General features: G+C 71.6%; 22 protein-coding genes. 2 read left to right on the top strand and 20 right to left on the bottom strand.

The features are described from left to right. Positions 1 to 8: 8 nt before the first annotated feature. From DEJ00_RS03110 to DEJ00_RS03100, 3 genes are read right to left on the bottom strand one after another with little or no spacing between them, the layout of a single operon-like run. Positions 9 to 374, bottom strand: coding sequence for a hypothetical protein (locus DEJ00_RS03110; RefSeq protein ID WP_071244774.1), 366 nt, complete (start codon positions 372 to 374; stop codon positions 9 to 11). Next, positions 371 to 1,333 (bottom strand): tRNA pseudouridine(55) synthase TruB, encoded by a 963-nt coding sequence (truB, locus tag DEJ00_RS03105; protein WP_111056389.1) that lies wholly within the window; start codon positions 1,331 to 1,333, stop codon positions 371 to 373. The genes DEJ00_RS03110 and truB overlap by 4 nt, the downstream gene beginning before the upstream one ends. 22 nt (positions 1,334 to 1,355) lie before the next feature. Beyond that, complete coding sequence (locus tag DEJ00_RS03100) at positions 1,356 to 1,802, bottom strand: hypothetical protein (RefSeq protein ID WP_051596740.1); 447 nt, start codon at positions 1,800 to 1,802, stop codon at positions 1,356 to 1,358. Between the two features lie 52 nt (positions 1,803 to 1,854). Here DEJ00_RS03100 and DEJ00_RS03095 point away from each other — a divergent pair, with 52 nt between their 5' ends. Next, entirely contained in the window at positions 1,855 to 2,781 is a 927-nt protein-coding gene (locus tag DEJ00_RS03095) for an A/G-specific adenine glycosylase (RefSeq protein ID WP_375537586.1), read from the top strand. Here the strand turns inward: DEJ00_RS03095 and rbfA are convergent. The 12 genes from rbfA to DEJ00_RS03035 form a co-directional block, all read right to left on the bottom strand. After that, entirely contained in the window at positions 2,778 to 3,251 is a 474-nt protein-coding gene (rbfA, locus tag DEJ00_RS03090; RefSeq protein ID WP_027465760.1) for a 30S ribosome-binding factor RbfA, read from the bottom strand. The two genes, DEJ00_RS03095 and rbfA, sit on opposite strands and share 4 nt — an antisense overlap. Positions 3,252 to 3,364: 113 nt before the next feature. After that, positions 3,365 to 6,214 carry a translation initiation factor IF-2 gene (gene infB, locus DEJ00_RS03085; RefSeq protein ID WP_111056388.1) on the bottom strand — a complete coding sequence of 950 codons (2,850 nt, stop codon included), beginning with the start codon at positions 6,212 to 6,214 and terminating at the stop codon, positions 3,365 to 3,367. A 74-nt stretch (positions 6,215 to 6,288) separates the two neighbouring features. Next, positions 6,289 to 6,600 carry a YlxR family protein gene (locus DEJ00_RS03080; RefSeq protein WP_031259737.1) on the bottom strand — a complete coding sequence of 104 codons (312 nt, stop codon included), beginning with the start codon at positions 6,598 to 6,600 and terminating at the stop codon, positions 6,289 to 6,291. 68 nt (positions 6,601 to 6,668) lie between these two features. Beyond that, a complete protein-coding gene (gene nusA, locus DEJ00_RS03075; protein ID WP_027465762.1) occupies positions 6,669 to 7,664 on the bottom strand; it encodes a transcription termination factor NusA in 996 nt (331 codons plus the stop codon). Between the two features lie 203 nt (positions 7,665 to 7,867). After that, positions 7,868 to 9,619 carry a proline--tRNA ligase gene (locus DEJ00_RS03070; RefSeq protein WP_027465763.1) on the bottom strand — a complete coding sequence of 584 codons (1,752 nt, stop codon included), beginning with the start codon at positions 9,617 to 9,619 and terminating at the stop codon, positions 7,868 to 7,870. A gap of 42 nt (positions 9,620 to 9,661) precedes the next feature. Then, complete coding sequence (gene ispG / locus DEJ00_RS03065) at positions 9,662 to 10,816, bottom strand: flavodoxin-dependent (E)-4-hydroxy-3-methylbut-2-enyl-diphosphate synthase (RefSeq protein WP_173034028.1); 1,155 nt, start codon at positions 10,814 to 10,816, stop codon at positions 9,662 to 9,664. 56 nt (positions 10,817 to 10,872) lie between these two features. Further along, on the bottom strand, positions 10,873 to 11,433 hold the full coding sequence (locus tag DEJ00_RS03060) for a cysteine hydrolase family protein (protein ID WP_181440075.1): 561 nt from the start codon (positions 11,431 to 11,433) through the stop codon (positions 10,873 to 10,875). Next, the gene (locus DEJ00_RS03055) at positions 11,430 to 12,908 is read right to left on the bottom strand and encodes a cytosine permease (protein ID WP_111056387.1); all 1,479 of its coding nucleotides are present in this window, start codon (positions 12,906 to 12,908) and stop codon (positions 11,430 to 11,432) included. The genes DEJ00_RS03060 and DEJ00_RS03055 overlap by 4 nt, the downstream gene beginning before the upstream one ends. Positions 12,909 to 12,934: 26 nt before the next feature. After that, positions 12,935 to 14,269: an RIP metalloprotease gene (locus DEJ00_RS03050; RefSeq protein ID WP_176708898.1), complete on the bottom strand. Its 1,335-nt coding sequence runs from the start codon at positions 14,267 to 14,269 to the stop codon at positions 12,935 to 12,937. 124 nt (positions 14,270 to 14,393) lie between these two features. Next, a complete protein-coding gene (dxr, locus tag DEJ00_RS03045; protein ID WP_111056385.1) occupies positions 14,394 to 15,506 on the bottom strand; it encodes a 1-deoxy-D-xylulose-5-phosphate reductoisomerase in 1,113 nt (370 codons plus the stop codon). A gap of 2 nt (positions 15,507 to 15,508) precedes the next feature. Further along, a complete protein-coding gene (locus DEJ00_RS03040; RefSeq protein WP_071244781.1) occupies positions 15,509 to 16,480 on the bottom strand; it encodes an FKBP-type peptidyl-prolyl cis-trans isomerase in 972 nt (323 codons plus the stop codon). Positions 16,481 to 16,486: 6 nt separating this feature from the next. Then, positions 16,487 to 16,996 carry an OsmC family protein gene (locus tag DEJ00_RS03035; protein WP_027465770.1) on the bottom strand — a complete coding sequence of 170 codons (510 nt, stop codon included), beginning with the start codon at positions 16,994 to 16,996 and terminating at the stop codon, positions 16,487 to 16,489. A 34-nt stretch (positions 16,997 to 17,030) separates the two neighbouring features. Between DEJ00_RS03035 and DEJ00_RS03030 the strand changes: the two genes are divergently transcribed. Continuing rightward, on the top strand, positions 17,031 to 18,023 hold the full coding sequence (locus tag DEJ00_RS03030) for an asparaginase (protein ID WP_071244782.1): 993 nt from the start codon (positions 17,031 to 17,033) through the stop codon (positions 18,021 to 18,023). A gap of 63 nt (positions 18,024 to 18,086) precedes the next feature. Here DEJ00_RS03030 and DEJ00_RS03025 read toward each other — a convergent pair whose 3' ends face one another. The 5 genes from DEJ00_RS03025 to DEJ00_RS03005 form a co-directional block, all read right to left on the bottom strand. After that, positions 18,087 to 18,848 (bottom strand): hypothetical protein, encoded by a 762-nt coding sequence (locus DEJ00_RS03025; RefSeq protein ID WP_111056384.1) that lies wholly within the window; start codon positions 18,846 to 18,848, stop codon positions 18,087 to 18,089. Between the two features lie 65 nt (positions 18,849 to 18,913). Then, positions 18,914 to 20,929, bottom strand: coding sequence for a zinc-ribbon domain-containing protein (locus tag DEJ00_RS03020; protein ID WP_111056383.1), 2,016 nt, complete (start codon positions 20,927 to 20,929; stop codon positions 18,914 to 18,916). Further along, positions 20,926 to 23,403, bottom strand: coding sequence for a transglutaminaseTgpA domain-containing protein (locus DEJ00_RS03015; RefSeq protein ID WP_111056382.1), 2,478 nt, complete (start codon positions 23,401 to 23,403; stop codon positions 20,926 to 20,928). Before DEJ00_RS03015 ends, DEJ00_RS03020 begins: the two co-directional genes overlap by 4 nt. Beyond that, positions 23,400 to 24,713 (bottom strand): DUF58 domain-containing protein, encoded by a 1,314-nt coding sequence (locus DEJ00_RS03010; protein ID WP_258373510.1) that lies wholly within the window; start codon positions 24,711 to 24,713, stop codon positions 23,400 to 23,402. Before DEJ00_RS03010 ends, DEJ00_RS03015 begins: the two co-directional genes overlap by 4 nt. Positions 24,714 to 24,811: 98 nt before the next feature. Next, on the bottom strand, positions 24,812 to 25,783 hold the full coding sequence (locus DEJ00_RS03005) for a MoxR family ATPase (protein ID WP_027465773.1): 972 nt from the start codon (positions 25,781 to 25,783) through the stop codon (positions 24,812 to 24,814). Between the last annotated feature and the right edge of the window lie 31 nt (positions 25,784 to 25,814).

Below are 25,814 nucleotides of genomic sequence, written 5' to 3'. Positions count from 1 at the left end.
CTCCGGCGTCAGTTCAGCGCGAACCAGATCTGGTACATCCGGTAGACCATCACCGCGACGGTGAAGGCACCGGCACCGAGCACCACAGTGCTCCACTTCGTGCGGTCGATCAGTGCCCACACGACCGCGGCTGGTGGGACGAGCAGCACCGACACGGCGTACACCCCGAACTCGAGCGCGTTGCCGTCGGGCGGACTGCCCGTCGCCGGCAGCACGATCGAGATGACGCCCTGCACCAGGAGCAGCAGTTCGATGAGCACGAGGGCGCCGACGGTGTAGTCGTTCGGCTTCCAGCCGATGAACCCCACGACGACCGCGAAGAGCCCCACCACGACGGCGAGCACCAGCTGCACCCACATGTACCACTCGATCACGCGCGGGCTCCGGTCTGCGAGGAGGACGACGCACCGGGCGTCGGGAAGTTCGTGATGACCCGGAGCAGCCCACGGCGGACGGAGACGAGGCCGACCAGCCGGTCGTCGGACGCGGTGACCGCTGCCACCGGACCGTCCGAGTCGGGGTGCTCGGCCGCGACGCGCTTGCCGTCGGTGAGGTCCTTCGCCGAGGCTGCGTCGAGGGTCACGGACGAGAAGAGTCGCCGGGCGATGTCCGCCGGACGTACGAGCGCGGCGCGGACGTCGACGGCGTCGTCCTCGAGGTCGATGGCGTCCTGCACGTCGAACGGTCCGACGCGGGTCCGCCGGAGCGCGACGAGGTGTCCCCCGGTGCCGAGGGCAGCGCCGACGTCACGGGCGAGCGCGCGGACGTAGGTGCCCGACGAGCAGGTCACGACGACGTCGAGGTCCACCACGGCGACGTCGGTGCCGTCGACGGCGACGGTCCGCTCGTTCCGCGTCGTCACGTCGAACTGCGAGACGGTCACCGTGCGGGACTTGAGCTCCACCGCCTCGCCCTTGCGCGCCAGGTCGTAGGCGCGGCGCCCGTCGACCTTGATCGCACTGACCGTGGACGGGACCTGGTCGATCACGCCCCGCTGTGCTGCGACGGCGGTCTCGACGGCGTCGTCCGAGACGTCGGCAGCGGCCACACCGACAGCAGCGGTCGGCGTGCCGTCGGCGTCGTCGGAGTCCGTCGAGACGCCGAGCCGGATGGTCGCGGTGTAGGTCTTGTCGAGGCCCACCAGGTGCGTCAGCAACCGGGTGGATGGCCCGATGCCGAGCAGCAGCAGCCCGGTGGCCATGGGGTCGAGGGTCCCGGCGTGGCCGACTTTCTTCAGGCCGAGGCGCCGTCGGGCGATGGAGACCACCCGGTGGCTGGAGATCCCCTGCGGTTTGTCGACGAGGAGGATGCCGTCCGGCGCGGTTTCGAGCACCAGGCGAGATTACCAGCGCCGGTCAGCAGGCGTCGTTCCACTCGCGGCGGGGGTGCTCGGGATCGGTGACGTCGAGCACGGCGGAGGCTGCGATCTTCACGTCGGCGCGGCGCTCGAGCCGACCGGACTCCTGCTCCACCCACAGCGACCAGCGCCACAGGGTGCGCACCCCGGGGGCCAGGACGCCCCGTCCGTGCACGATCAGGACACCGTCACCGGCTCCGGTCGTGCGGAAGGGCGTCACCAGGTCGGACCGCAGCGTGTCCTGGTCGGCGGACGGCGCGGCGGCCGCCATCGCGGAGACCCCGTGCTGCTCGAAACCGGTGACGAGCGCGGCCGCGACCCGCTCGAGGTCGGTGCCGTCCTGCCCGTCGACACCGATGACCGTGCGGTTCGTGCCGACCTGCGCGATCGCCTCTGCGGCGATCGCAGCCATCGTGTCGGTCTCTTCGGGTGCCCAGCGTGCCATGCGTCCACCGTAGGCTGTCGAGGTGAACGCGAGTCGTGCCTCCAGACCGGATGTGGACAAACCGACCGCGCGACGCGGTGTGCAGGAGCCGGCCACGCCGGAACGGCCCGACATCGCGACCCCGCTGATCGCGTGGTTCCGGCAGCAGGCGCGGGACCTGCCGTGGCGCCGCCCCGGCTTCCCCGCGTGGGGGACGCTCGTCAGCGAGATCATGCTGCAGCAGACGCAGGTCGCGCGCGTGATCCCCCGTCTGGAGGCGTGGCTCACCCGGTGGCCGACGCCTCGCGACCTCGCGGACTCGCCGCCGTCCGAGGCGGTGCGCGCCTGGGACCGGCTCGGCTACCCGAGGCGCGCGCTCGCGCTCCACGCGGCGGCGACCGCGATCGCGACCCACCACGGCAACGTCGTGCCGCGCGACGTCGACGCGCTGCTCGCACTGCCGGGCATCGGCGGCTACACCGCGCGGGCCGTCGCGGTCTTCGCGTACGGCGACCGGCACCCGGTCGTGGACGTCAACGTGCGCCGTGTGCTCGCTCGTGCGGTCCTCGGCCAGGGCGAACCCGGGCCGGCGAAGGCGAAGCAGGACCTCCCGCTGATGGAGTCCGTGCTGCCGGCGGACCGGGACGACGCAGCTGCCACGAACGCGGCCGTGATGGAGCTCGGCGCGCTCGTGTGCGTGTCCCGCTCCCCCGCGTGCGATGCGTGCCCGATCGCGGACCGCTGCGCGTGGCGTGCGGCCGGGTACCCGGAGCACGACGGGCCGCGGGCTCCGCGGCAGGCGAGGTTCGCCGGCAGTGACCGCCAGGTGCGTGGCCTGATCATGGCCGAGCTGCGCGCCAGCGACGTGCCGGTCACCCGGTCCGAGATCGAACCGGTGTGGCCGGACGCCGACCAGCGCGACCGGGCGCTCGCGTCGCTCCTGCGTGACGGACTGGCCGTCGGGGACGACGCGAGCGGCTACCAGCTGCCCGGGATCTAGGAACGCGGCTCGGCGGAGCCGTCGGGCTCGGCGGCGTCGTCGGTGTCGTCGTCCTCGTCGCGCTTGTACGGGTCGGCGTCGCCGGCGTACGTCGCGCCGACCGAGGCTGCCCGCACCTGCTCGTCACGCACCTGGGCCTGCACGAGCAGGTCCTCCATGTGCGCCGAGGTCTCGGGCAGGGCGTCGGCGATGAACTCGAGCGACGGCGTGAGCCGGGCGGTGATGTTCTTACCGACCTCGGACCGGAGCATGCCGGTCGCGGCCTTGAGCGCCGCGGCGGAGTCCGCACGCTCCTCGTCGGTGCCGTACACGGTGTAGAAGATCGACGCGTGCTGCAGGTCACCGGTCACACGGACGTCGGTGATCGTGACGAACCCGAGTCGCGGGTCCCGCAGACCCTTGTCGAGTCGGCGTGCGACGACTTCCTTGATGCGGTCCGCCATCTTGCGTGCGCGCTGCGGATCGGCCATTGGGTGCCTCCTGAGGCAGTGGCGGGACGCTTCCCGCCGGTGGTCCTGCGTGGGAAAGGGGTCGGGCCCCGGCCTCCCACACGGGGAGGCCGGGGCCCAGAGGAGTCACGCGATCAGTCGCGCGGCTTCTCGACGAGTTCGGTCGTCTCGACCTCGTCGCCGATCTGGATGTCGTTGAACTTGCCCAGACCGATACCGGCTTCGAAGTCCGTGCGGACCTCGGTCACGTCGTCCTTGAAGCGACGCAGCGACTCGATGGCCAGGCCATCGGCGATCACCACACCTTCGCGGATGACGCGCGCCTTGGCGTTGCGCGTGATCGTGCCGGAGCGGACGATGACACCCGCGATGTTGCCGAACTTCGAGGAACGGAACACCTCGCGGATCTCGGCGACGCCCGACTGGACCTCTTCGTACTCGGGCTTGAGCATGCCCTTGAGGGACTGCTCGATGTCGTCGAGTGCGTTGTAGATGACCGAGTAGAAGCGCACGTCGATGCCTTCACGCGCCGCACGTTCACGGGCCTTGACGTCCGGACGGACGTTGAAGCCGATGACAATGGCGTTGTCGATCGTGGCGAGGTCGATGTCCGACTCCGTGATCGCACCGACACCGCGGTGCAGGATGCGGAGCTGGACGCTGTCGTCGACCTCGATGTCCAGGAGCGACTGCTCGAGTGCCTCGACGGCACCGGAGACGTCACCCTTGATGATGAGGTTGAGCGACTCGACCTTGCCCTCTTCGAGCGCACGGGTGAAGTCCTCGAGCGAGATGCGCTTGCGCGACTTCGCCAGCAGGGCGTTGCGCTCGGCGGCTTCACGCTTCTCGGCGATCTGACGAGCCGTGCGGTCCTCTTCGGTGACGAGGAAGGTGTCACCGGCGCGGGGCACCGACGACAGACCCTGCACCTGGACCGGGCGGCTCGGCGTCGCGGCCTTGACCGCGACCCCGTTCTCGTCCGTCATCGCACGGACTCGGCCGTAGGCCGTGCCCGCCACGATGGCGTCACCGACGTGGAGCGTGCCGGACTGGATGAGGACCGTGGCGACTGCACCGCGACCCTTGTCGAGCCGGGCCTCGATCGCGACACCACGGGCGTCCTTGTCGGGGTTCGCACGCAGGTCGAGACCGGCGTCCGCGGTGAGCAGCACGGCGTCCAGGAGCTCCTGGATGCCGATGTTCTGCCGCGCCGACACGTCGACGAACATGACGTCGCCGCCGTACTCCTCGGCCACCAGGTTGTACTCGGTGAGCTGCTGGCGGACCTTGGCGGGGTTCGCGCCTTCCTTGTCGATCTTGTTGACCGCGACGACGATCGGCACACCGGCCGACTGCGCGTGGTTCAACGCCTCGATGGTCTGGGGCATGATGCCGTCGTCCGCCGCGACCACGAGGATCGCGATGTCCGTCACCTGGGCACCACGAGCACGCATGGCCGTGAAGGCCTCGTGACCCGGGGTGTCGATGAAGGTGATCGGGCGGTCGATGCCCTCGTGCTGCGCGACGATCTGGTACGCACCGATGTGCTGGGTGATGCCACCGGCCTCGCCCTCGACGACCTTCGAGTTGCGGATCGCGTCGAGGAGGCGGGTCTTGCCGTGGTCGACGTGACCCATGACGGTGACCACCGGCGGCCGCTGCTGCAGCACGTCGTCGTCTTCGTCCTCGAGTTCTGCGTCGAGGTCGATGTCGAAGCCCTCGAGGAGCTCCTTGTCCTCGTCCTCGGGCGAGACGATCTGGATCTTGTAGCCCAGCTCGTCACCGAGGACCTCGAACGTGGCCTCGTCCAGCGACTCGGTCGCGGTCGCCATCTCACCGAGGTGGAACAGCACCGTCACGAGGTTGCCGGGCATGGCGTCGATCTTGTCCGCGAAGTCCGAGATGCTCGCACCACGACGGAGTCGGACGACCGTGTTGCCGTCGCCGCGAGGGACCTGCACACCGCCGAGCGACGGTGCCTGACGCATCTCGTACTCGGCGCGCTTCGTCCGCTTCGACTTGCGGGCACGGCTCTTGCCGCCACCGCGACCGAACGCACCGGCGGTACCACCACCGGGGCCACGACCACGGCCACCGCCACCGGCGGGACGCGGGCCGCTGAAGGCCGGACGCGGGAAGCCGCCACCGGCACCGCCGCCGGCACCCGGACGGGCACCGGGGCCGCCACGGCCACCACCCTGGCCCGGGCGCTGCCCGAAGCCGTTGGGACGGTTGCCCTGACCGGGACCACCCGGACGCGGAGCACCCGGACGGGGCGTGCCCGGACGCGGGGGCTGCGGACGCGGGATGCCGCCGCCACCGGCTGCGCCGGCGGCCGGGCGCTGGCCCATGCCCTGGTTGGACGAGTACGGGTTGTTGCCGGGGCGCGGCGGGCGCGAGCCCATGCCCTGGTTCGACGAGTACGGGTTGTTGCCCGGACGTGCACCGGGCTTGGGGCCACCCGGCTTCGGACCGGCGGCCGCGGGAGCCTTCGGGCTGGTGCCCGGCTTCACGGCGTCGGACTTCGGCGCCGCGTCGGTCGTCCCGCCAGCCTCGGCGGCCTGCTGCTCAGCGGCCTGCTTCTCGGCGCGGGCCTTCTGCGCTGCCTCGGCCTCGGCCTGTCGCTGGGCGACGGACTTCGGTGCGGCCGGCGCGGGCACGTCGGCAGCGGGTGCTGCCGGGGCCTCGGGCTCGGGAGCCGGTGCCGGACGAGCCGGACCCGGACGGGGGCCGCCGGGCTTGGGTGCACTCGACTTCGGCGCGCTGGCCTTGGCGGGTGCGCTCGGCGTGGAGGCCGAGGCGGCGGGCTTCGCCGCGGGGGCGCCGTCTGCCTGGAGGGCGGCACGGAGCTTCCGTGCCACGGGGGGCTCGATGCTCGAGCTGGCACCCCGGACGAACTCGCCGAGCTCCTTGAGCTTCTCGAGTGCGGTCTTGCTGTCGACGCCGAGTTCGCTTGCGATCTCGTGTACGCGTGGTTTAGCCACTGTTCTCCTTCACGGGTCCCACCCCGTGAAGGGGCAGGACTCAATGGATGACGGGTCTCATTTCGAGCCGCTCATCAGTTGTCCATAAGCCGTTCAGCCTGTTCTGTCATGTCCGGGCGCTCGGCCGGTTCCTGTGGGAGACCGACGATGTGGTCGAGCACCGCGGACGTGTCGGGATCGCGATCCAACCGGAGCGCACGGCGGAAAGCCCTGCGCTTGACGGCCAGATCGTAGGCATCGACGGTCGGTGTGAGCCATGCTCCCCGCCCCGGCATGACTGCCTTCGGATCCGCCACGACACGACCGTCGCTCAGGGCGACGACTCGGAGGAGGGAGGATCGGGAAGCGCGACGACGACTGCCGATGCACGTTCTGACGGGAACCACTCTACTCCTTGCCTCGGACGTGCGCGATCCGGCGCGCCCTCGCAGGGCGCGCCGGGAGCGAAATCGTCCTAGTCCTCGCCGTCCAGGATGGAGTCCGGCTGGATGTCGATGCGGGCACCGGTGAGCTTCGCGGCCAGGCGGGCGTTCTGCCCTTCCTTGCCGATCGCGAGCGACAGCTGGTAGTCCGGCACGAGCGCGCGGACGGCCTTCGTCGAGGCGTCGAGCACGAACGCGCTCGTCACCTTGGCCGGCGACAGGGCGCTCGCGACGAACGACGCCAGGTCGGACGAGTAGTCGACGATGTCGATCTTCTCGGCACCGAGCTCGTTCGTGACGGCCCGGACACGTGCGCCGAGCTCACCGATGCAGGCACCCTTCGCGTTCACACCGGGCTCGTTCGCCTTGACGGCGATCTTCGTGCGGTGTCCGGCCTCGCGGGCGAGCGAGGTGATCTCGACGACACCGGACGCGATCTCCGGGACCTCGAGCGCGAAGAGCTTCCGGACCAGGCCCGGGTGTGTGCGCGACACGATGATCTGCGGGCCCTTGTTGCCACGGGCCACGCTCGTCACGTAGACGCGGATGCGGGAGCCGTGCGTGTAGGACTCCCCCGGCACCTGCTCCTCGGGCGGCAGGATCGCCTCGATCGTGCCGAGGTCGACGTGCACCATCTTCGGGTTCGGGCCCTGCTGGACCACGCCCGCGACGATGTCGCCTTCCTTGCCGCGGAACTCGCCGAGGATCTTGTCGTCGCCGATGTCGCGCAGGCGCTGGTTGATGACCTGCTTCGCCGCGAAGGCCGCGATGCGACCGAAGTCGCTCGGCTGGTCGACGGCTTCACCGATGACGGTGCCCTCGTCGTCGAGCTCGGGGACGTAGACGCTGACCTCGCCGGACTTGCGGTCGAGCTCCACACGCGACTGCGCGTGGGCCGGCTCGCCGTTCTCGTCGGCGTGCTTCTGGTAGGCGGTCAGGATGGCAGATTCGATGATCTGGACGAGCTCGTCGAACGGGATCTCCCGCTCGCGCTCCATGAGTCGCAGGACTGCGAGATCGATCTTCACCGAGGTGCCTCCGTATTCAGATGAGTCGCTCCTGCGGGGTGGAACTGCGCAGAAGTCGGCCACAAGCGTACCCCAGAACCAGGAGACGGACAGGAGGCCCGTGGCGGCGTCGCACCCCTCCCTCGCAGGCTCGGTCGGCGCGCCCCGCGTGACGCTGGCGCGTCACGGCTGAGCGGGGCGCGCCCGTCCGTCAGGGGGCGCGTCTAGATCGCGCGGACCGCGTCGAGCAGGTCGGCCACCGGCACGTCGCGGCGGTCGCCCGTCGCCCGGTCCCACAGCTCGACGACGCCCTCGGCGGCGCCGCGGCCGGCGACGACGACGATCGGCATGCCGAGCAGCTCGGCATCGCGGAGCTTCACGCCGGGCGACACCTTCGGGCGGTCGTCGTACAGCACGTCGAACCGCTCGCCCTCGAGCTCGGCGACGACGGAGGCCGCCAGCTCGTAGGCGACCTGGTCACGGCCGGTGGCGACGATGTGCACGTCGAACGGCGCGACGTTCTTCGGCCAGACCAGGCCCTTCTCGTCGTTGTGGGACTCGGCCAGGATCGCGAGGATGCGGGTCACGCCGATGCCGTACGAGCCCATCGTGACCGTGGCGAGCTTGCCGTTCTCGTCCTGCACCTTGAGACCGAGCGCCTCGGCGTACTTCCGACCGAGCTGGAACACGTGCCCGATCTCCATGCCGCGCGCGGTCTCGAGCGGGCCGGAGCCGTCCGGGGACGGGTCACCGGCGCGGACGTCGGAGACCTCGACGACACCGTCGGCCACGAAGTCACGGCCGGCGACGAGGCCGGAGACGTGCACGCCGCGCTCGTTGGCGCCGGTGATCCAGCTCGTGCCGTCGACCACACGGGGGTCGACGAAGTAGCGGAGGCCGGTGGCGCTGTCGGCACCGAGGACCTGCGGGCCGATGTAGCCCTTCACCAGGCCGCGGTGCTTCTTGAAGTCGTCGTCGCCGGCGGCCTCGACCTCGGCCGGGGCGAACGACACCTCGGCGCGCTTCAGGTCGACGTCGCGGTCACCGGGCAGGCCGACGACCACGACCTCACGAGTGCCATCGAGGTGGGTGAGCGCGAGGACGACGTTCTTCAGCGTGTCGGCCGCGGTCCACGGGGCGCCCTCGCGTGGCGCGACCTGGTTCGCGTGGGCGACGAGCGTGTCGATCGTCGGGGTGTCCGACGCCGGCAGCAGCACGGGCTCGGGCTGACCCTCGATCGGCAGCGACTCGGGGACGGGGGTGACGTAGGCCTCGACGTTGGCCGCGTAGCCGCCGGCGCTGCGGACGAAGGTGTCCTCGCCGACGCCGATCGGGTGCAGGAACTCTTCCGACTTGGAGCCCCCCATCGCGCCGGCGTCGGCCTTGACGATGACGTAGTCGAGGCCGAGGCGGGCGAAGATCTTCTCGTACGCGTCGCGCATGACCTGGTAGCTGCGCTCGAGGCCCTCGTCGGTGAGGTCGAACGAGTACGCGTCCTTCATGGTGAACTCGCGGCCGCGCAGGAGTCCGGCGCGGGGCCGGGCCTCGTCGCGGTACTTGTCCTGGATCTGGAACAGCGTCACCGGCAGGTCCTTGTACGACGAGTACAGGTCCTTCACCAGGAGCGCGAACATCTCCTCGTGCGTGGGCGCGAGCAGGTAGTCGGAGCCCTTGCGGTCCTGCAGGCGGAACATGCCGTCGCCGTACTCGGTCCAGCGGTTCGTCGCCTCGTACGGCTCACGCGGCAGCAGCGCCGGCAGCAGGACCTCCTGCGCGCCGGCGGCGACCATCTCGTCGCGGATGATCGCCTCGATCTTGGCGCGCACCCGGAGTCCGAGCGGCAGCCAGGCGAAGATCCCCGGGGACTGGCGACGGACGTACCCGGCGCGGACGAGCAGCTTGTGGCTCGTCACCTCGGCGTCGGAGGGGTCGTCGCGGAGCGTACGGAGGAACAGATGCGAAAGCCGTGTGACCACGGGGCAAGCCTAGTGGCGGCGGGCAGGGAGCGGTGGTCGCGCCTACGGCGCCATGATCACCTGGGGCGTGCCCGTGGCGGCGGCCGGACCCATCTCGTCCGCGATGCGGTTCGCCTCGTCGATGAGCGTCTGGACGATCTCGGCCTCGGGCACGGTCTTGACGACCTGGCCCTTGACGAAGATCTGCCCCTTGCCGTTGCCCGAGGCGACACCGAGGTCGGCCTCGCGCGCCTCGCCCGGGCCGTTCACGACGCAGCCCATGACGGCGACGCGGAGCGGGACGGTCATGCCCTCGAGCCCCTTCGTGACGTCGTTCGCGAGCTGGTAGACGTCCACCTGCGCGCGACCGCAGCTCGGGCAGGAGACGATCTCGAGCTTGCGCTCGCGCAGGTTGAGCGACTGCAGGATCTGCAGGCCGACCTTGACCTCTTGCGCGGGCGGGGCGGAGAGCGACACGCGGATGGTGTCGCCGATGCCCTCGGCCAGCAGGATGCCGAACGCGGTGGCGCTCTTGATGGTGCCCTGGAACTCCGGGCCGGCCTCGGTCACGCCGAGGTGCAGCGGCCAGTCACCGGCGGCGGCGAGCTGCCGGTAGGCCTTGACCATCACGATCGGGTCGTTGTGCTTGACCGAGATCTTGAAGTCGTGGAAGTCGTGCTCCTCGAACAGGGAGGCTTCCCACACGGCGGACTCGACGAGCGCCTCGGGGGTGGCCTTGCCGTACTTCTGCAGCAGGCTCGGCTCGAGCGACCCCGCGTTCACGCCGATGCGGAGCGAGACGCCGGCGTCCTTGGCGGCCTTGGCGATCGCGCCGACCTGGTCGTCGAACTTGCGGATGTTGCCCGGGTTGACGCGGACGGCCGCACAGCCGGCGTCGATCGCCTGGAAGACGTACTTCGGCTGGAAGTGGATGTCGGCGATCACGGGGATCTGCGACTTCTTCGCGATGATCGCCAGCGCATCGGCGTCGTCCTGCGTGGGCACGGCGACCCGGACGATGTCACAGCCCGAGGCCGTGAGCTCGGCGATCTGCTGCAGCGTCGCGTTGATGTTGGTGGTCTGCGTCGTGGTCATCGACTGCACGGACACCGGGGCGTCGCCGCCCACGAGCACCTTGCCGACCCGGATCTGCCGCGACTTGCGACGCGGAGCGAGGGTTTCGGGGGACTTGGGCATACCGAGGTTGACTGCGGGCACGTGAGCACTCTACGCGCTCGGTCTGACCGTGCCGGGTCCGGTCCCCGTGCGTCCGTTCAGAGCTCCCTGACCGAGTCCACGACCGTGATGAGCGGGGCGTAGAGCCGCATCACCGCGAGCGCACGGTCGTGGTCCTCGTCGGTCCCGCCGGCGCAGGCGTCGGCCACGACGGTCACCGTCGCACCGGCGTCGGCCGCCGCCAGCGCGGTCGACAGGACACAGCAGTCGGTCGAGACCCCCGTGAGCACCAGGTGCGGGTGGTCACCGACGACGGCCTGGAGGCTCGTGCCCCACTTGCCGAAGGTCGGTTCCGTCACGACGGGGTCGTTCCGGTCCGCTGCCGCCGACGCGAACGGCTCGGTGAGCGCGTACAGCGGGTCGGCGTCCGGGACCAGTGCGAAGGGCCAGTCGCGGTAGTACGGCACCCACGCGCCCTGGGGCTCCGCCGGAGCCACGAAGCGGGTGAACACCGTGCGGCCCGTGAACCGCGGCAGGAGTCGCTCGATGCCGGCACCGGCGTGGTCGTACCGCGGGGCGGCCCACGGGTTCTCGCCGGTGAAGACCTGCTGCATGTCGATCACGACGAGCCGGGCGTCGTCGGGGATCTCCGCGCTCATCGCAGGTCGTCCGGGGTGGCGAGTGCTTCCTGACGGCGGATCGAGCCGCGCGCGAACAGCAGCGTGCCGAGGAACCCGACGACCAGGGCGACGAGGACGCCGAGGTTCGCGTACGCCCAGGGCCCCTCGCGGCCGCCGAGGCCGAACGGGCCGAGCAGGTAGCCCTGCCAGTTGAGCCAGGCCGGGACGCCGTAGGTGTTCGTCACCAGCCCCCACCCGAGCACGGTACCGAGCACGACGAGCGCGATGGGCAGCCACCGGACGTCGCCGTAGCGCCCGCGGCGGTCGTCGAGCTCGGCTTCGGCGTAGGCGCGTCGACGGAGCAGGACGTCGGCGACGAAGATCCCGGCCCACGCGGCGATCGGGACGCCGAGGGTCACGAGGAAGGCCTGGAACGGCGAGATGAAGTCCTGCGCGAAGAAGGCGACGTAGACGGCACCGGCGACCATGATCACACCGTCGACGCCCGCGGCCGCCGGACGCGAGATCTTCACGCCGACGCTCAGCAGTGCGAGGCCCGACGAGTAGATGTCGAGGACGGCTCCCCCGACGAGCCCGAGGATCGCCACGATCGCGAACGGGATGAGGAACCAGACCGGGAGCACCGTCGTGAGCGCGCCGATCGGGTCGGCTCCGATCGCGTCGTTCAGGTCCGGTGACGACCCCGCCAGCATCACGCCGATCACCACGAGGACCGCCGGTGCGAGGGCACCACCGAACGTCGTCCAGCCGACGACCCCGCCCGTCGAGGCGTTCCGTGGCAGGTACCGCGAGTAGTCGGCGGCGGCGTTCACCCAGCCGAGTCCGAACCCGGTCATCACGAGGACGAGCGCCCCGATGACGTTCTGCCCGCTGCCGGACGGCAGGGCACCGAGCGCTGCGAAGTCGATGGTCGGCGCGGCGAGCACGATGTAGACGACGGTCAACACGGCGGTAACGACGGTGATCACGGTCTGCAGGCGCATGATGACGTCGAACCCGGCGATGCCGGCTCCGACGATCAGTGCGGCAACCACGATGAGCGCGACGACCTTCGTCAGCACCCCACCGTCCCAGCCGAGCTCGGTGAACACCGTCGAGGTCGCCAGGACAGCCAGGGCGGCGAGCGACGTCTCCCACCCGACGGTGAGGACCCAGCTGAGGAACGACGGCACCCGGTTGCCGCGGACCCCGAAGGCGGCGCGGCTCAGCACCATCGTCGGCGCGGAGCCGCGTTTGCCGGCGATCGCGACGACGCCGCACAGCAGGAACGAGAACACCACCCCGATCACCGAGACGATCGTCGCCTGGGCCAGCGAGATGCCGAAGCCGAGGACGAAGGAGCCGTAGCTCAGGCCGAGGACAGAGATGTTGGCGGCGAACCACGGCCAGAACAGCCCCCTCGGGGTGCCCTTCCGGTCGGACTCGGCGATGACGTCGAGCCCCTGGCGTTCGACGGCGCGAACCTCGGGCGGGTTCGTGGCGGCTGTGCTCATGCGCTGAGCGTAGTGGCTCGGCAGCCCTACCCGAAGAGGTTCACCGGACGAACGATGTCGGCGTAGATGAGCAGGGCGCTCATGCCCGCCAGCAGCACCACGACCACCATCGTCAGCGGCATCGTCTTCGCCAGGTCGATGGGCCCCGGGTCCGCCTTGCCGACGAGCTTGAACGACCGTCGCTTGACCGCCTCCCAGAGCGCACCCGCGATGTGTCCGCCGTCGAGCGGCAGCAGCGGCACCATGTTCAGCACGAACAGGCCGATGTTGAGCGAGGCCAGCAGCCCGAGGATCGTGTACGCCTTGTCGACCACGGGGACACCGCTCATCGACGAGACCTCGCCGATCGCACGGCCGACGCCCACCACCGACACGGGGCTGTCCTGCGACCGCTCCTGGGCGCCGAACGCGGCGTTCCACACCGCGACCAGGCGCTGCGGCAGGTCGATGATCAGGTGCGCCGACGCCGCGATCTGGGCGCCGGTCGCGGGCAGCACCTCTGCCGGGGACTGCCGCACCAGGGACTGCCCGATGCTGACGCCGACCACGCCGACACGCTGGGTCTTCGTGGTGCCGTCGTCGTTCTTGACGACCTTGCCCTCGGCGTCGTAGACGTCGCGGGTGGCGGTCGTCGGGGTGATCTCGAGGGTCTTCCGGGCACCGTCGCGCTCGACCACCACGGTGACCTGCTCACCGGCGGACTCCTGGAAGACCTCGGAGACGCGGGTGATCGTGGGGTCCTGCTCGCCGTTCACCGAGAGCACGACGTCACCGGACTCGATGCCGGCCTGCTTCGCCGGGGACACCGCGTCGCCGGGCGAGCACTCGGTCGTCTGGCTGTTCGGCAGCACGCACCCGACGCTCGACGTGAAGGTCGTGGTCGGCGCCCCGAACCCGCACAGCAGCACGCCGAACAGCACGATGCCGATCACCAGGTTCATGGCCGGGCCCGCGACCATGACGATGATCCGCTTCCACGGCGTCAGGCGGTAGAAGGCACGGGAGTCGTCGCCACCGGAGTCCGCGATCTGTTCGGCGCTGGCCTGGCGGGCGTCCTGCACGAACGCGCCGTACATGCCGGTGTTCGTGATGGCGTTCGCCCGGCCCGAGGCGCGCGGCTTGAGCATGCCGACCATCGAGATGTACCCACCGAGCAGGATCGGACGGATCCCGTACTCGGTCTCACCCCGCTTGAACGACCACATCGCCTTGCCGAAGCCCAGCGAGTACTGCGTCACCTTGACGTTGAAGAGCTTCGCGAAGGACAGGTGTCCCAGCTCGTGGAGTCCGATCGAGACCAGCAGGCCGATGATGAAGACGACCACGCCGAGGACGAAGAGCAGGACGGATTCGACGGTCACCGGGAAAGAGTACGGGACTGATTCCATGACGGAGCCGAGCGCCGTCTGAGAGGCGAGCCGGGCCTCCTGTCCGTCGCCGTCCGCGGTCTGCCGCCTCCGCGTCGGACGGGAGGCGCGTCTCGCGTCAGCGGGTCAGCGCGCGGTCCGCAGCGGTGCGCGCCCACTGCTCCGCCGCGAGCACGCCGTCGAGCGACGGCTCCCCCGCGGTGTGCTCCTCGACGATGCGCTCGACCGTGTCGACGATGTCCAGGAAACCGATCGCACCGGCGTGGAACGCGGCGACGGCCTGCTCGTTCGCGGCGTTGAACACGGCCGGGAACGTCCCACCGAGCTCGCCCACCCGCTTCGCGAGGGCGACGGCGCCGAAGGCGTCCTGGTCGAGGGGCTCGAACGTCCACGTGCTCGCGGTCGTCCAGTCGAGCGGCACGCCGACGCCGGGCACCCGGTCCGGCCAGGCCAGGCCGAGTGCGATCGGCAGGCGCATGTCCGGCGGCGACGCCTGGGCGATGGTGGAACCGTCGACGAACTCGACCATCGAGTGCACGATCGACTGCGCGTGCACGGTGACGTCGATGCGGTCGTAGGGCACGTCGAAGAGCAGGTGGGCCTCGATGACCTCGAGCCCCTTGTTCACCAGGGTGGCGGAGTTCGTCGTGACGACGAGCCCCATGTCCCAGGTGGGGTGCGCCAGCGCCTGGGCAGGGGTGACGTCGCGGAGCTGCTCGCGGGTGCGCCCGCGGAACGGACCCCCGCTCGCGGTGAGGACGAGTCGCTGCACCTCGGTGTCGACGCCGGAGCGGAGCGCCTGCGCGATCGCGGAGTGCTCGCTGTCGACGGGCACGATCTGCCCGGGTGCCGCAGCCTGCTGCACGAGGGAGCCGCCGACGATCAGGCTCTCCTTGTTCGCCAGGGCGAGGGTGGCACCGCTCTCGAGTGCGGCCAACGTCGGACCGAGCCCGACCGAACCGGTGATGCCGTTGAGGACGACGTCGGCCTCGACGCTCCGGACGAGCCGTTCCGAGTCGGCCGCGCCGAACGCGGTGTCGCGCACGCCGAAACGGGCGGCCTGCTCGGCGACGAGGCCGCGGTTGCTGCCCGCGGTGAGGCCGACGACCTCGAACCGGTCGGGGTTGCGGGCGACGACGTCGAGCGCCTGGGTGCCGATCGAACCGGTGCTGCCGAGGACGACGATGCGTCTGCGGGCCGGACCGGTGCTGCCGAGGCCGCCGTCCGTCACGATCAGCCCTTGGCGAGGATGTCGACCACGAAGACGAGCGTGGCGTTCTTCGGGATGCCCGAGCCCTCCTGCGGGTTGGCGCCGTAGGCGTCCTCCGGCGTGGCGACGATCAGGACCTGTGAGCCGACCTTCTGCCCGACGAGCCCGGTGACGAAGCCCTTGATGAGTGCGCTCTCCGACACGGTGAAGGTGGTGGGGACGCCCTTCGACCACGAGGAGTCGAACTCCTTGCCCGTGTCGTAGACGACGCCCTTGTACTGCACGAGTGCGGTGTCGCCGTCGGCGATCGCGGAGCCGTCGCCCTGCTTGAGCACCTCGACCGTGGTCTTCGTGGGCGCCTTCACGCCGTCGGGGATCGTGATCTCCGGCTCGCCGCTCGACTTGTCCGTGACCGTGGGCAGGGCCGGGTCTTGGTCCTTCGGGGTGCCGTTCGCCTTGGTGGGGGTCTGCGCGACGACGTCGGCGACGACCACGATCTCGCCGCCGGTGTTGAACCCGAGTGCCGAGGACTGTCCGACCGCGGCGATCCGGTCGCCCACCTTCGAGCAGGCGAGGAGTGCGCCGAAGCCCGACCCACCGACGGACAGGACCTGCGGGTTGCCCTCGTCGAAGCCGACGGTGCCGAGCTTCTTGGCGTCCGACGTCTTGTAGACGCTGTAGGACACCTGCGCGTAGTCGCCCTCGTCGAGCGCCGCGCCCTTGCCCTTCACGAGCCGGGTGGCCTGCGGCGTCTTCGCGGACAGGCCCGAGGCGAACTTGACGGTCGGGGCCTTCGTCCCACCGAACGACCCGGTCGCCTCGACGGCGTCGGAGGCCTTGCCCGGGTCGGGGCAGGAGGTGATCGCCGAGGCCGTGGCGCTGGCCGACGGGGTCGGCGAGGCCGAGGACCCGTTCGAACCGGAGCCGGAGCAGGCGGCGAGTCCCAGCACGACGGCGGGGACGATGGCGATCGGGAGCAGGCGGAGACGCTTCACGAGGACCTAGTCTGCCCCACCAGTCGAAGAGTCCCCTGCCAATGACGCAGGTCGGACGACCAGCTGCGGCTCGTGGTGCACCGGGAACGCCACGGAGCGCGCGATGAAGCAGAGCTGGTTGGCGGTGACGTGTGCGGCTTCGGCGTCCGCGACGCGGTCGGCCTCGAGGATCGTGACGACCGGGTGCAGGGTCGCCTCGGTCAGTTCACCCGAACCGTCACGGTTCAGGCGGAGCGACGCGGTCGCGGTGTCCTGGTAGTCCACGACGGTGAAGCCCTTCGTGACCGCGACGTGCAGGTAGCTGAGCATGTGGCACTGGGCCAGCGCCGCGACCACCATCTCCTCGGGGTTCCAGCGGTCACGGTCCCCGCGGAACGTCGGGTCGGCAGAGCCGGGGACGTCCGGCTTGCCCGTCGCCGAGACCACGTGTTCGCGGCCGTAGTCGCGGTACCCGGACGTGCCGGTCCCGCGGTCGCCGGTCCAGCTGACGGAGACCTCGTAGGAGTGGTCGTGCACGGGTGTGCCCCTTCGCCTTGGCTAGCATGGCGGCATGACGGTGAGCCCCGAAGTCCGCAGTGATCGCCATCCTCTCACCGCCGACGGTTCCGTCGAGCTGGCGGTGCTCGAACGCTCAGGGTTCGACGAGAGCCGACACGTCGGTGCCGGCGTCGTCGTCGACGCGACCGGCACGGTGATCGACTCCGTGGGTGACGTGACGGCGAGCATCTACCCGCGTTCCACCATGAAGCCGTTCCAGGCCCTGGCGGTCCGACGCGCCGGCGCGCTGTTCTCCGACGAGGAGCTCGTCCTCACCACCGCGAGCCATGCCGGGACCGCGGCGCACCAGGCGCTCGCCCTGCACATGCTCGAGTCCTTCGACCACGTCGAGGCCGACCTCGGTTGCCCGCCGGACATGCCGTTCGACCGCGGCACCGCCCGCACGATGGACGGACCCCGCCGACTGGCGATGAACTGCTCCGGCAAGCACGCCGGCATGCTCGCGGCCTGCCGGGTGAACGGGTGGGACGAGGCCACCTACCTCGACATCGAGCACCCGCTGCAGCAGCGGGTGCGTTCCGTGGTCGAGGAGTACACGCACGAGACCGTCGACCTGGTCGGCACGGACGGCTGCGGCGCCCCCGTGTTCCCGCTGACCCTGACGGGGTTGGCACGCGGGTTCGCCGGTGTCGTGGCACGGGCCGACGACGACTCCGCCGCGCTGACCGACGCGGTCCTTGCGCACCCGTGGGCGATCGACGGTGTCGGGCGTGCGAACACGGTCACCATCGAGCGGCTGCAGGTGCTGGCGAAGCTCGGTGCCGAGGGCGTCATGGTCATGGGGTTGCCCGGCGGCGCGGCGGTGGCGGTGAAGGTGCTCGACGGCTCGCAGCGGGCCGGCACCCTGGCGGCCCTTGCCCTGCTCGAGCGGAACGGGCTCGTCGCGTCCGACGGCGTGGCCGAGGTGCTCGAGGCGACCGGTGAGCGGGTGCTCGGCGGTGGCGTCCCCGTCGGTACGGTGCGCGTCGGTGCCGGGCTGCGCTGATCCGTCGCGGGTGCTGATCCTCGGTCGGCGCTGATCCTCGGTCGGTGTTGTCCTTGGCGCTGGTCATCGGTCCGCACGGACGGGGTCAGGGGCGAGGACCGGCAGTGCCGGGAACACGCGGACGACCCCGTGGCCGTCGAGTCGACGGACGGAGCAGCCGTACCGCGAGACCTCGACGGTGACGTCCCGGTGTCGGGGCGCTGCTCCGAGTCCGGGGACGAGCACCACCGTGCCGAGCGGTCGGCCGTCGGCGCCCATCCACACCGCGACCGAGGTCCCCGACGGGAGGGTCTCCACTGACGGCGCGCTCGAGGTGGTCGGGGCCGGATCGTCGCTGCCGGAGCCCGCGGCGTCGAGGAGTCCTGGCGCGACGGCCCACCGCAGATCGTCGTCGGCGTCGACGGCAGCGGCGCTGAGCTGCTCGGCGAGCCCACGGAACACCGCGACGGCGAGTGCTCCGGCCCCGACGACCACGATGTGGGAGCCGGCGTCGACGCGGAGCAGGTTGCCGCCCGGCCCGTGCCCGAGGACGAGTGCCGGGGTGCCGTCACCGTCCTCGGAGGTCGTGCCCGTCGGCTGCTCCGGCGAGCCGAGGGGATCGGCCGCGGCGGGCTGGTCCGGCGCACGCGGCGCAACGACCTGGGCCGGACCGGTTCCGGGATCCGGCGGCGCCGATCGGTGCAGCACCACGTCGACCAGGGCGCAGCACGCTCCCGCGCCGAGCAGGACGCTCTGCCCGGCACCACTGATCGGCGCGAGGACACCGGCCACGACCAGCGCGACCGCTGCCCCCACGATCACACAGCGGGCGGTGAAGCGGGACATGTCCCCATCGCACCAGGTGCGAACGGCTCAGCGCTGGTCCACGACGGGATCTGTGGAGAAGTCGCCTACTGCACGAGGAAGAACTGCTCACCGATGTCGACGCGCGCACCACGCTCGACGCGGTACCGCCGACCGGGCTCGCAGCGGCGGATCGATCCGTCGATGTGCCGGACCACCGTGCCGTTGCCGGAGAACCGGTCGGAGACCCACAGGTCGTCGCCGTCGCGGCCGAGCTCGAGGTGGGTCTTCGACACGGACTTGCCCGGATCGTGCACGGTCAGCAGATCGTCGTACCGCTCCCCCGGCTGCGGTCGCGGCAGGCGGCCGAGCAGGCCCGTGCCGTGCACCCCGAGCCGTTCACCCGTGCTGAAGTGCAGGACGAACGGCGCCCGGGTCGGGGTCTTCGCGACGATGCGGGTCTCGTCGACGTCGTCGTCGGGGTCGTCGGACTCATCGGCTCCGGCGTTCGACTCGGACGGGCTCGCCGGCGGGAGCGGCAGCGCGGGTCCGGTCGCTCCCGGGATCGGGGGCAGCGGCGCAGCCAGTGGCGCACCGGGCGCGGTGGCGGACGGCGCGGAGGACGGGACGGTCGCGGAACCGGGCACCGGCGGGAGCGGGACGCGCGGTACGGCGGACGCCTCGGGCTCGCTGACCGGGGCAGCGTGCGCCCTCCGGGCGCGACGGCCCGAACCGGACTGCTCGACCCCGGCGCGGACCGGCTCATCGTCCACCGGGACCTCGTCGTGCGGCTCATCGCCTTGCTCGTCGTGCGCAGCGAGTTCGTCGGCGCTGTTCTCGTCGGACTCGTCCGAGCCCGTGGAGTCGGACGAACCCCCGACCGGCTCGTCCGCATCGTCGGCCGTTCCGGACGCCTCGGTGCCGTCAGGCCCCTGGGTGCCGTCAGACCCCTGGGCGCTGTCAGATCCCTGGGTCTCGTCGGAGCCCTCTGCTGCCCAGTCGGGTCGGGTCATCGGCAAGGGCATGACCGGGCCGGTGAAGGCCGCGGTGACCGCCGGGCGGACGGCTCCGCACTCGCCGCAGAAGATGTCGTCGGGCTCGAGCCGGTTGCCGCAGACGTGGCAGATGGTCGTCTCGTGCATGCCGGGGGTGACGAGCGGGGCCGGACGCGGCGGCCGTCGGTCGATGAGCGGCTCGACCACAGCGGTGTCCCCGGGCTGCGGGGGCGACACGACGGCGGGCTGGTCGTCGGCGGCACTCGTCTCCGACGCCGCCACGATCACCTCGTCGCGCTCCGGCTCGGAGCCGGCCTGGGCATCCTGTGCGCCCTGTGGGTCCGGTCCGTCCTGTGGTTCCGGTCCGTCCTGTGGGTCCGACCCAGGAGCCGCGGTGCCCTGCTCGGCGGCCGGGTCGGCAGGTGCTCCTGGCACCGGGGGAACGACCGGCTCGGACGGCGTCTCGGCAGCCGGGGTACCACGGCCCACCCACCAGGACGGACCGGCGGGTGCCGCTGGGGGTGCGGAGGCGGCCGGCGGTGCCCACACGGGCAGAGCGGGCTCCGCGGTGTGCGGGGGTGCGACGGGCTGCTGCGCCGTCTGCTCGGGACCCGGCGTCGCGGCATCGCGCACCGGGGCGGCGGGCGTCGCCGGGCGACCCGGAGCCGGGGCGATGCGGGTGCGCTCAGGGTCGTCGGCGTCGAGGGGCTCGGACGGGTAGGCGTCGGGGTCGAGAGCCGGCTCCGGCTCCGACTGGCCCGGCGCGCCCGACCAGTCCCCGAGTCCGGATCCGGCGCCGTGCACGTGGGAGGGCGCCTGGCGCGGCGCGAAGTCGTCGGGACGCTGCACCGGCACGGGTGCCGGCGGTTCGGTTCCACGGCGGTCGGCACCGGTGAGCCAGGCGCGGGTGGCGGGATCGAGCGTGGCTTCGGGCAACCAGGCGTCGGAGGCCGGGTCGGACCGTCGGCCGTGGGCGTCGGGCTGCTGCAACGGTGGCGGCGGTGCCTGTTCGACGGGGGTCGGCGCGACCGGGCGACGGCTCGCCGCGGCGGTGACCGCGCGTCCGCACTCACCGCAGAAGATCGCCCCGTCCGGGAGCATCGATCCGCAGTGTTCGCATCTGATCACGTGGTGCCTCTGTCCTCACTCGGCCGTCCACGACGCTCGTCCGGCCTCTGGACATCGTAGTCGTCGTGCCCCGACGCAGCCTGGCCGTCGGTTCCGCGACGGGACCGTGCCGTCGGACGACGCCCGGTTCCCCGCAGCGACCGGAGCGACACGGCGGTGCGGAACCGCTCCCGCCGGGTCCGCCCGGTCCGGAGCGAACCGATCGCGTCGTCCGTCGCCGCCCACATGCGATCGGCGGTGGACTGGTCGGCGTCGCTCGGACCGAACACCGCACGGTCGGCCAGCGCCGCGAGTCCGGTCCCGCCGTCGCCCGGTGCACCGACGACGGCTTCACGCCGGGTGGCGGATCGCCGTACGTCGTGCCCACGGTCGAGCAGCGCGTCGCGGTACTCGTCCCAGGCGCCGACGATGCGACCCCGGTGCGTGGTGGCGTTCCGCCGTCGTCGCCGTCGCAGTCGCTTCAGCAGCACGATCACGGCGAACGGCAGCAGGACGAGTGCGACGACGCCGAGGGTCCCGAGGGCCCAGGGCAGCACCGCGAGCAGGATCCGGAGCCAGAGCGGCTGCACCGGCGGCGTGTTCCGGTCACTCTCCGGAGGCGTCTGCTGGTCCTGGTCCTGCTGGTCCACCGGGGGCGGCGGCACGACCGTCTCCGGACGGGTCACCGGCTGCGGGGTCTGCTGCTGCTCGTCCGGGATCTCGCGCACCTCGGGGTTGGGGTTGAGCATCACCCACCCCCACTGCGCGGTGTCCACCTCGATGCGGGCCGTGACGTCGGACCCGCGGAAGGTCGTCGTCCCGCCACGCGCTGCGGTGCCGTCGCTGCCCGAGTCGCCCCCGGCCGTGAAGCCCATCACGACCCGCGCGGGGAACCCGATCTGGTCGGCCATCAGCGCGGCCGCCGCGGCGTACTGTTCCTGGTCCCCGATCATCAGGGGCGCGGTGAGGAGCTCCTGGACACGGTCGGCGCCGTGGCCGGACCGGCTCATCCGGTCGTCACCGACACCGTGACTGACGTACCCCTTCCGCTGCAGTGCCTGCACCGCGGCGAGGAGCTTCGCACCGGGTGCCGAGACGTCCTTCGTCGTCGACTCCACGGTGTCGCGCACGGCGTCGGGGACGTCCCGTGCGGTGGGGACCGCTGCGCTCCCCGGCCGCGCGGCGGCCAGCTGCCGTTCCGTCGGCTGGTCGGGCAGCACCGCCGTCAGGTCGTAGGACGTGCCGTCCCCCACTCCGCCGACCACGGCGCCGGTGCCGGTCGATCCGTTGTAGAAGAACGCGCCGCGCTCGTCGTCGGCGTCCTGCCCGGTGAACTCCACGCGCTCCAGGTCGCCGACCGTCGGCAGCCACACACCGCGGTACCTGTCGACCGTCACACCGACGTCGACCGTGGTGCCCCGGACGCCACGGACGTCGACCGAGGTCGGCACGCGTTCGAAGGTGCCCGAGCCCGCCGAGCCGTCGGCGCCGCCGACCCGGTAGACCACGCCGTCGTAGGTGTCGAGCGTCGCGATGCGGACGAACCCGCCCTCGGGCAGGCCGGTGACCCGGAGCTGGGTCGCGTCCGAGGCGGTCGATTCCTCGTAGGCGCGGAACCCGCTGAGCGGACTGACGTAGTCGCGGGGATCGAACGGCTTCACGACGTCGGTGCGAGCGACGGTGCGGTCGCCGGAGGGCGGTGCGACCAGGCCGAGCCCGGTCGCGACGACCGCCGCGGCCACGATGGTGCCGGTGCCCACGAGCGCGGGTCGGACGATGGACCGTGCGACCGGCACGCGGGAACCGATGGTGGTCGCCACGGCGACCGCGCGACGCGCGTGCCGGACCGTCAGCGCCCAGACGAGGGCGAGGCCGACCAGGACGACCGCCGTCACGATCGACGTGTCGAGCCGGCTCGGCCCGACGACCACGCCCACCGCGAAGAGCACCAGTGCCGGGATGCTCGCGAGTTCCTGCCTGGAGGCGCGGGTCGCCACGCTAACGGCGGTCACCGTCGCCACGAGCAGCGTCACGAAGTAGGGCACGAGGAGCGCTTCGTAGGAGCCCACCGGAAGGCTGATGGTCACCAGCTGCTTCCAGCCGAGGGCGACGCCGGCGAAGAGGTCGAGGAGTCCGTGTCCGGTGGGCAGCAGGCCGTTCGCCTGGCTCGGCACGGCGGCGGGGACGCCGGTCAGCGTGAACGCGGCGACGGTCGCGATCGCCACGACGGCCATCGGGAGCCGGAGCAGGGTGCCGAGGAGCGCGACGACCGTCCCGATCACGATCGCCGTGACCGCGGCGGTGATCATCGCGCCGTCCCGGTACACCGGCCACCAGGACGTGCTCGCGACGGCCAGCAACAGCCAGACCGCGAGCGTGCCGCCGGCGAGGCGGAACGGGACGAGCCGGCGGGCATCGCGACGGTCGGACCGTCGGGTCGAGCGTCTCGCCCGGTCCGGCGCCGGGGCCGGGGTGGTCACGGGTGCGGCGCTCATGCTGCCGACGCCGATCGGTGCAGGGCGTGCCGGAGGTCGTCCAGGTAGCCGATGGTCATCACCGTCAGACCCGCGACACGCAGGAACCGCGGCTGGGCCTCGGGCTCGCAGATCACCGCGACGACCTCCACCCCGACGGGGAACCGCGTGGCGGCGAGTCGGAGCGCGGGCAGGCCGACGGTCGAACCCACGACGAGGAACGCGACGGAGATGCCGTCGGTGTCGCTGCCCACGATCCGGGAGACCTCGGCGATCGGCAGGCACGCGTCGGCCAGGCCGACCGAGGCGAAGTCGTCGAGCAGGCGCGTCGGCGTGACGGTGGGGAGCGTCCGGACGGCGTACACCGCACGCTTCGCGAATTCCGGCGTGCGCTGGGACACCACGACCGAGACCTCACGGCCGTCACGGATCGCCCGCGCGCCGAGGGAGGCGGCCGCGCTCACCGCGAGCTCGAACTCCTCGTCGTCGGCGAACTCACCGCGGGCGATGCCGAGCGCGACGACGAGGTGCGAGCGACGGGTGTCCTCGAACTGCCGGACCATGAGCGCGCCGGACTTCGCGGTCGACTTCCAGTGGATGGTGCGGGGGTCGTCGCCGGGCATGTACTCGCGGATGGCGTGGAAGGCGATGTCCGCGGGCGACAGGTCCGTCGTCGCCTGCCCCTCGAGGTCACGCACCAGCCCGGTACTCGTCGACGGGATCGCGATGGTGCGCGGGTGCACGATGACCTGCTCGCGGGCGGTCCAGACGAGTTCGCGGCGGACGAGTCCCACGGGGTCTGCGCGGACCCCCGTCACGGGCCCGACGTCGAGCACCCCGCGGCGGAGCGTCGGGACGGGGACCTGCCGCTCGAAGGCGCCGTGCGGCCCGATGGCCGGGATGGCGACGTCGACCAGACCGGATCCGACCGGCACCTCGACGGTGGTCGGCACCGACGGCAGGCGCGTGGGGTTCTCGGCCGTGATGATCACACCGGCGTCGTCGCCGACCGCCACACGGTGCTGCGGGAGCCGCATCCGGATCACCAGCCGTGACCGGCCGATCAACGCCACCGCAGCGACCACCGCGAGCACCGCGCCGGCGAACCCGACGACGACGATCTCCCGCAGACCGAAGCGGTAGCCGGCCACGAACGCGACGAGCGTCAGCGCGGCGACCGTCCACCCGAGCCCGGTGACGACGGACGAGACCTCGCCCCAGAGACGCAGGACGAGCCTCCAGGCCGTTGCCCAGAGCCGGACGATCCCGATGACCGCATCCGCTGCGACGCCCTCGCGGTCACCGACGATCCGCGTCCGGACGTTGGTCATGCCGGTGACCGTCCCCGTGCGCTCGTACGCCGTCGTGCCACGACGCGACCGCGTCGAGGACGGACGGCGCGAGCGCGTGGAGACGGGCCGGCGGTCCGTCACGTCGTGACTCGGTCGGCGGGCGGCGGGGTCTCCACCAGGAGCTGCGCGATGACGCTCGGTGCGCTGACGCCGTCGAACTCGGCCTCGGCGTCGAGCACCAGGCGGTGCGCGAGGACCGGGACGGCCAGCGCCTTCACGTCGTCCGGTGTGACGTAGTGGCGACCGCTCAGCGCCGCGAGGACACGGGAAGCACGGATCAGGCCCATCGCCCCTCGGACGCTGACGCCGAGCCGGACCTCGCTCGCGGAGCGGGTCGCGTCCACCAGGCGGGCGACGTAGTCGGCGATCACGGCGTCGACGTGCACGGTGCGCGCCAGGGCGGCCATCTCGGTGATGGTCGCGGCGGGCACGACGCTCGCCAGCGGGACCGACGCCGACGGAGCCGACGAGGTCTCGAGGATCTTCACCGTCGCCGCGTGGTCGGGGTAGCCGATGGACGTCTTCATGAGGAAGCGGTCGAGCTGCGCCTCGGGCAGGCGGTAGGTGCCGGCCTGCTCGATCGGGTTCTGGGTCGCGATGACCATGAAGGGCGCGGCGAGACGGTGGTTGACGCCGTCGACCGTGATCGCGGACTCCTCCATCGCCTCGAGCAGCGCAGACTGGGTCTTCGGGCTCGCACGGTTGATCTCGTCGGCGAGCACGATGTTCGCGAAGACCGGCCCGCGGTGGAAGTCGAACTCCTGCGTCCGCTGGTCGTAGACGCTGATGCCGGTGATGTCGCCCGGCAGCAGGTCGGGGGTGAACTGGATGCGGTTCGTGGTGCCCTGCACGCTCTGCGCCATCGCTCGGGCGAGGCTCGTCTTGCCCGTTCCGGGAACGTCCTCGAGGAGCAGGTGCCCCTCGCTGAGCATCGCCGTGACCGCGAGGCGGATCACGAACGTCTTCCCGAGGAGCACCTGCTCGACGTTGGTCACGATGCGGCCTGCGACGTCGGCGAACCAGGTGGCCTGCTCCGGGGTCATGCTCATGCGGGATGGTCCTTCGGTCGTGGCGGGAGGG

It is taken from the genome of Curtobacterium sp. MCLR17_039 (genome assembly GCF_003234745.1).
GTDB classification, from domain to species: domain Bacteria; phylum Actinomycetota; class Actinomycetes; order Actinomycetales; family Microbacteriaceae; genus Curtobacterium; species Curtobacterium flaccumfaciens.
Note: the sequence above shows the minus strand (reverse complement) of the source record. Positions and strands in the feature narration are given on the sequence as shown.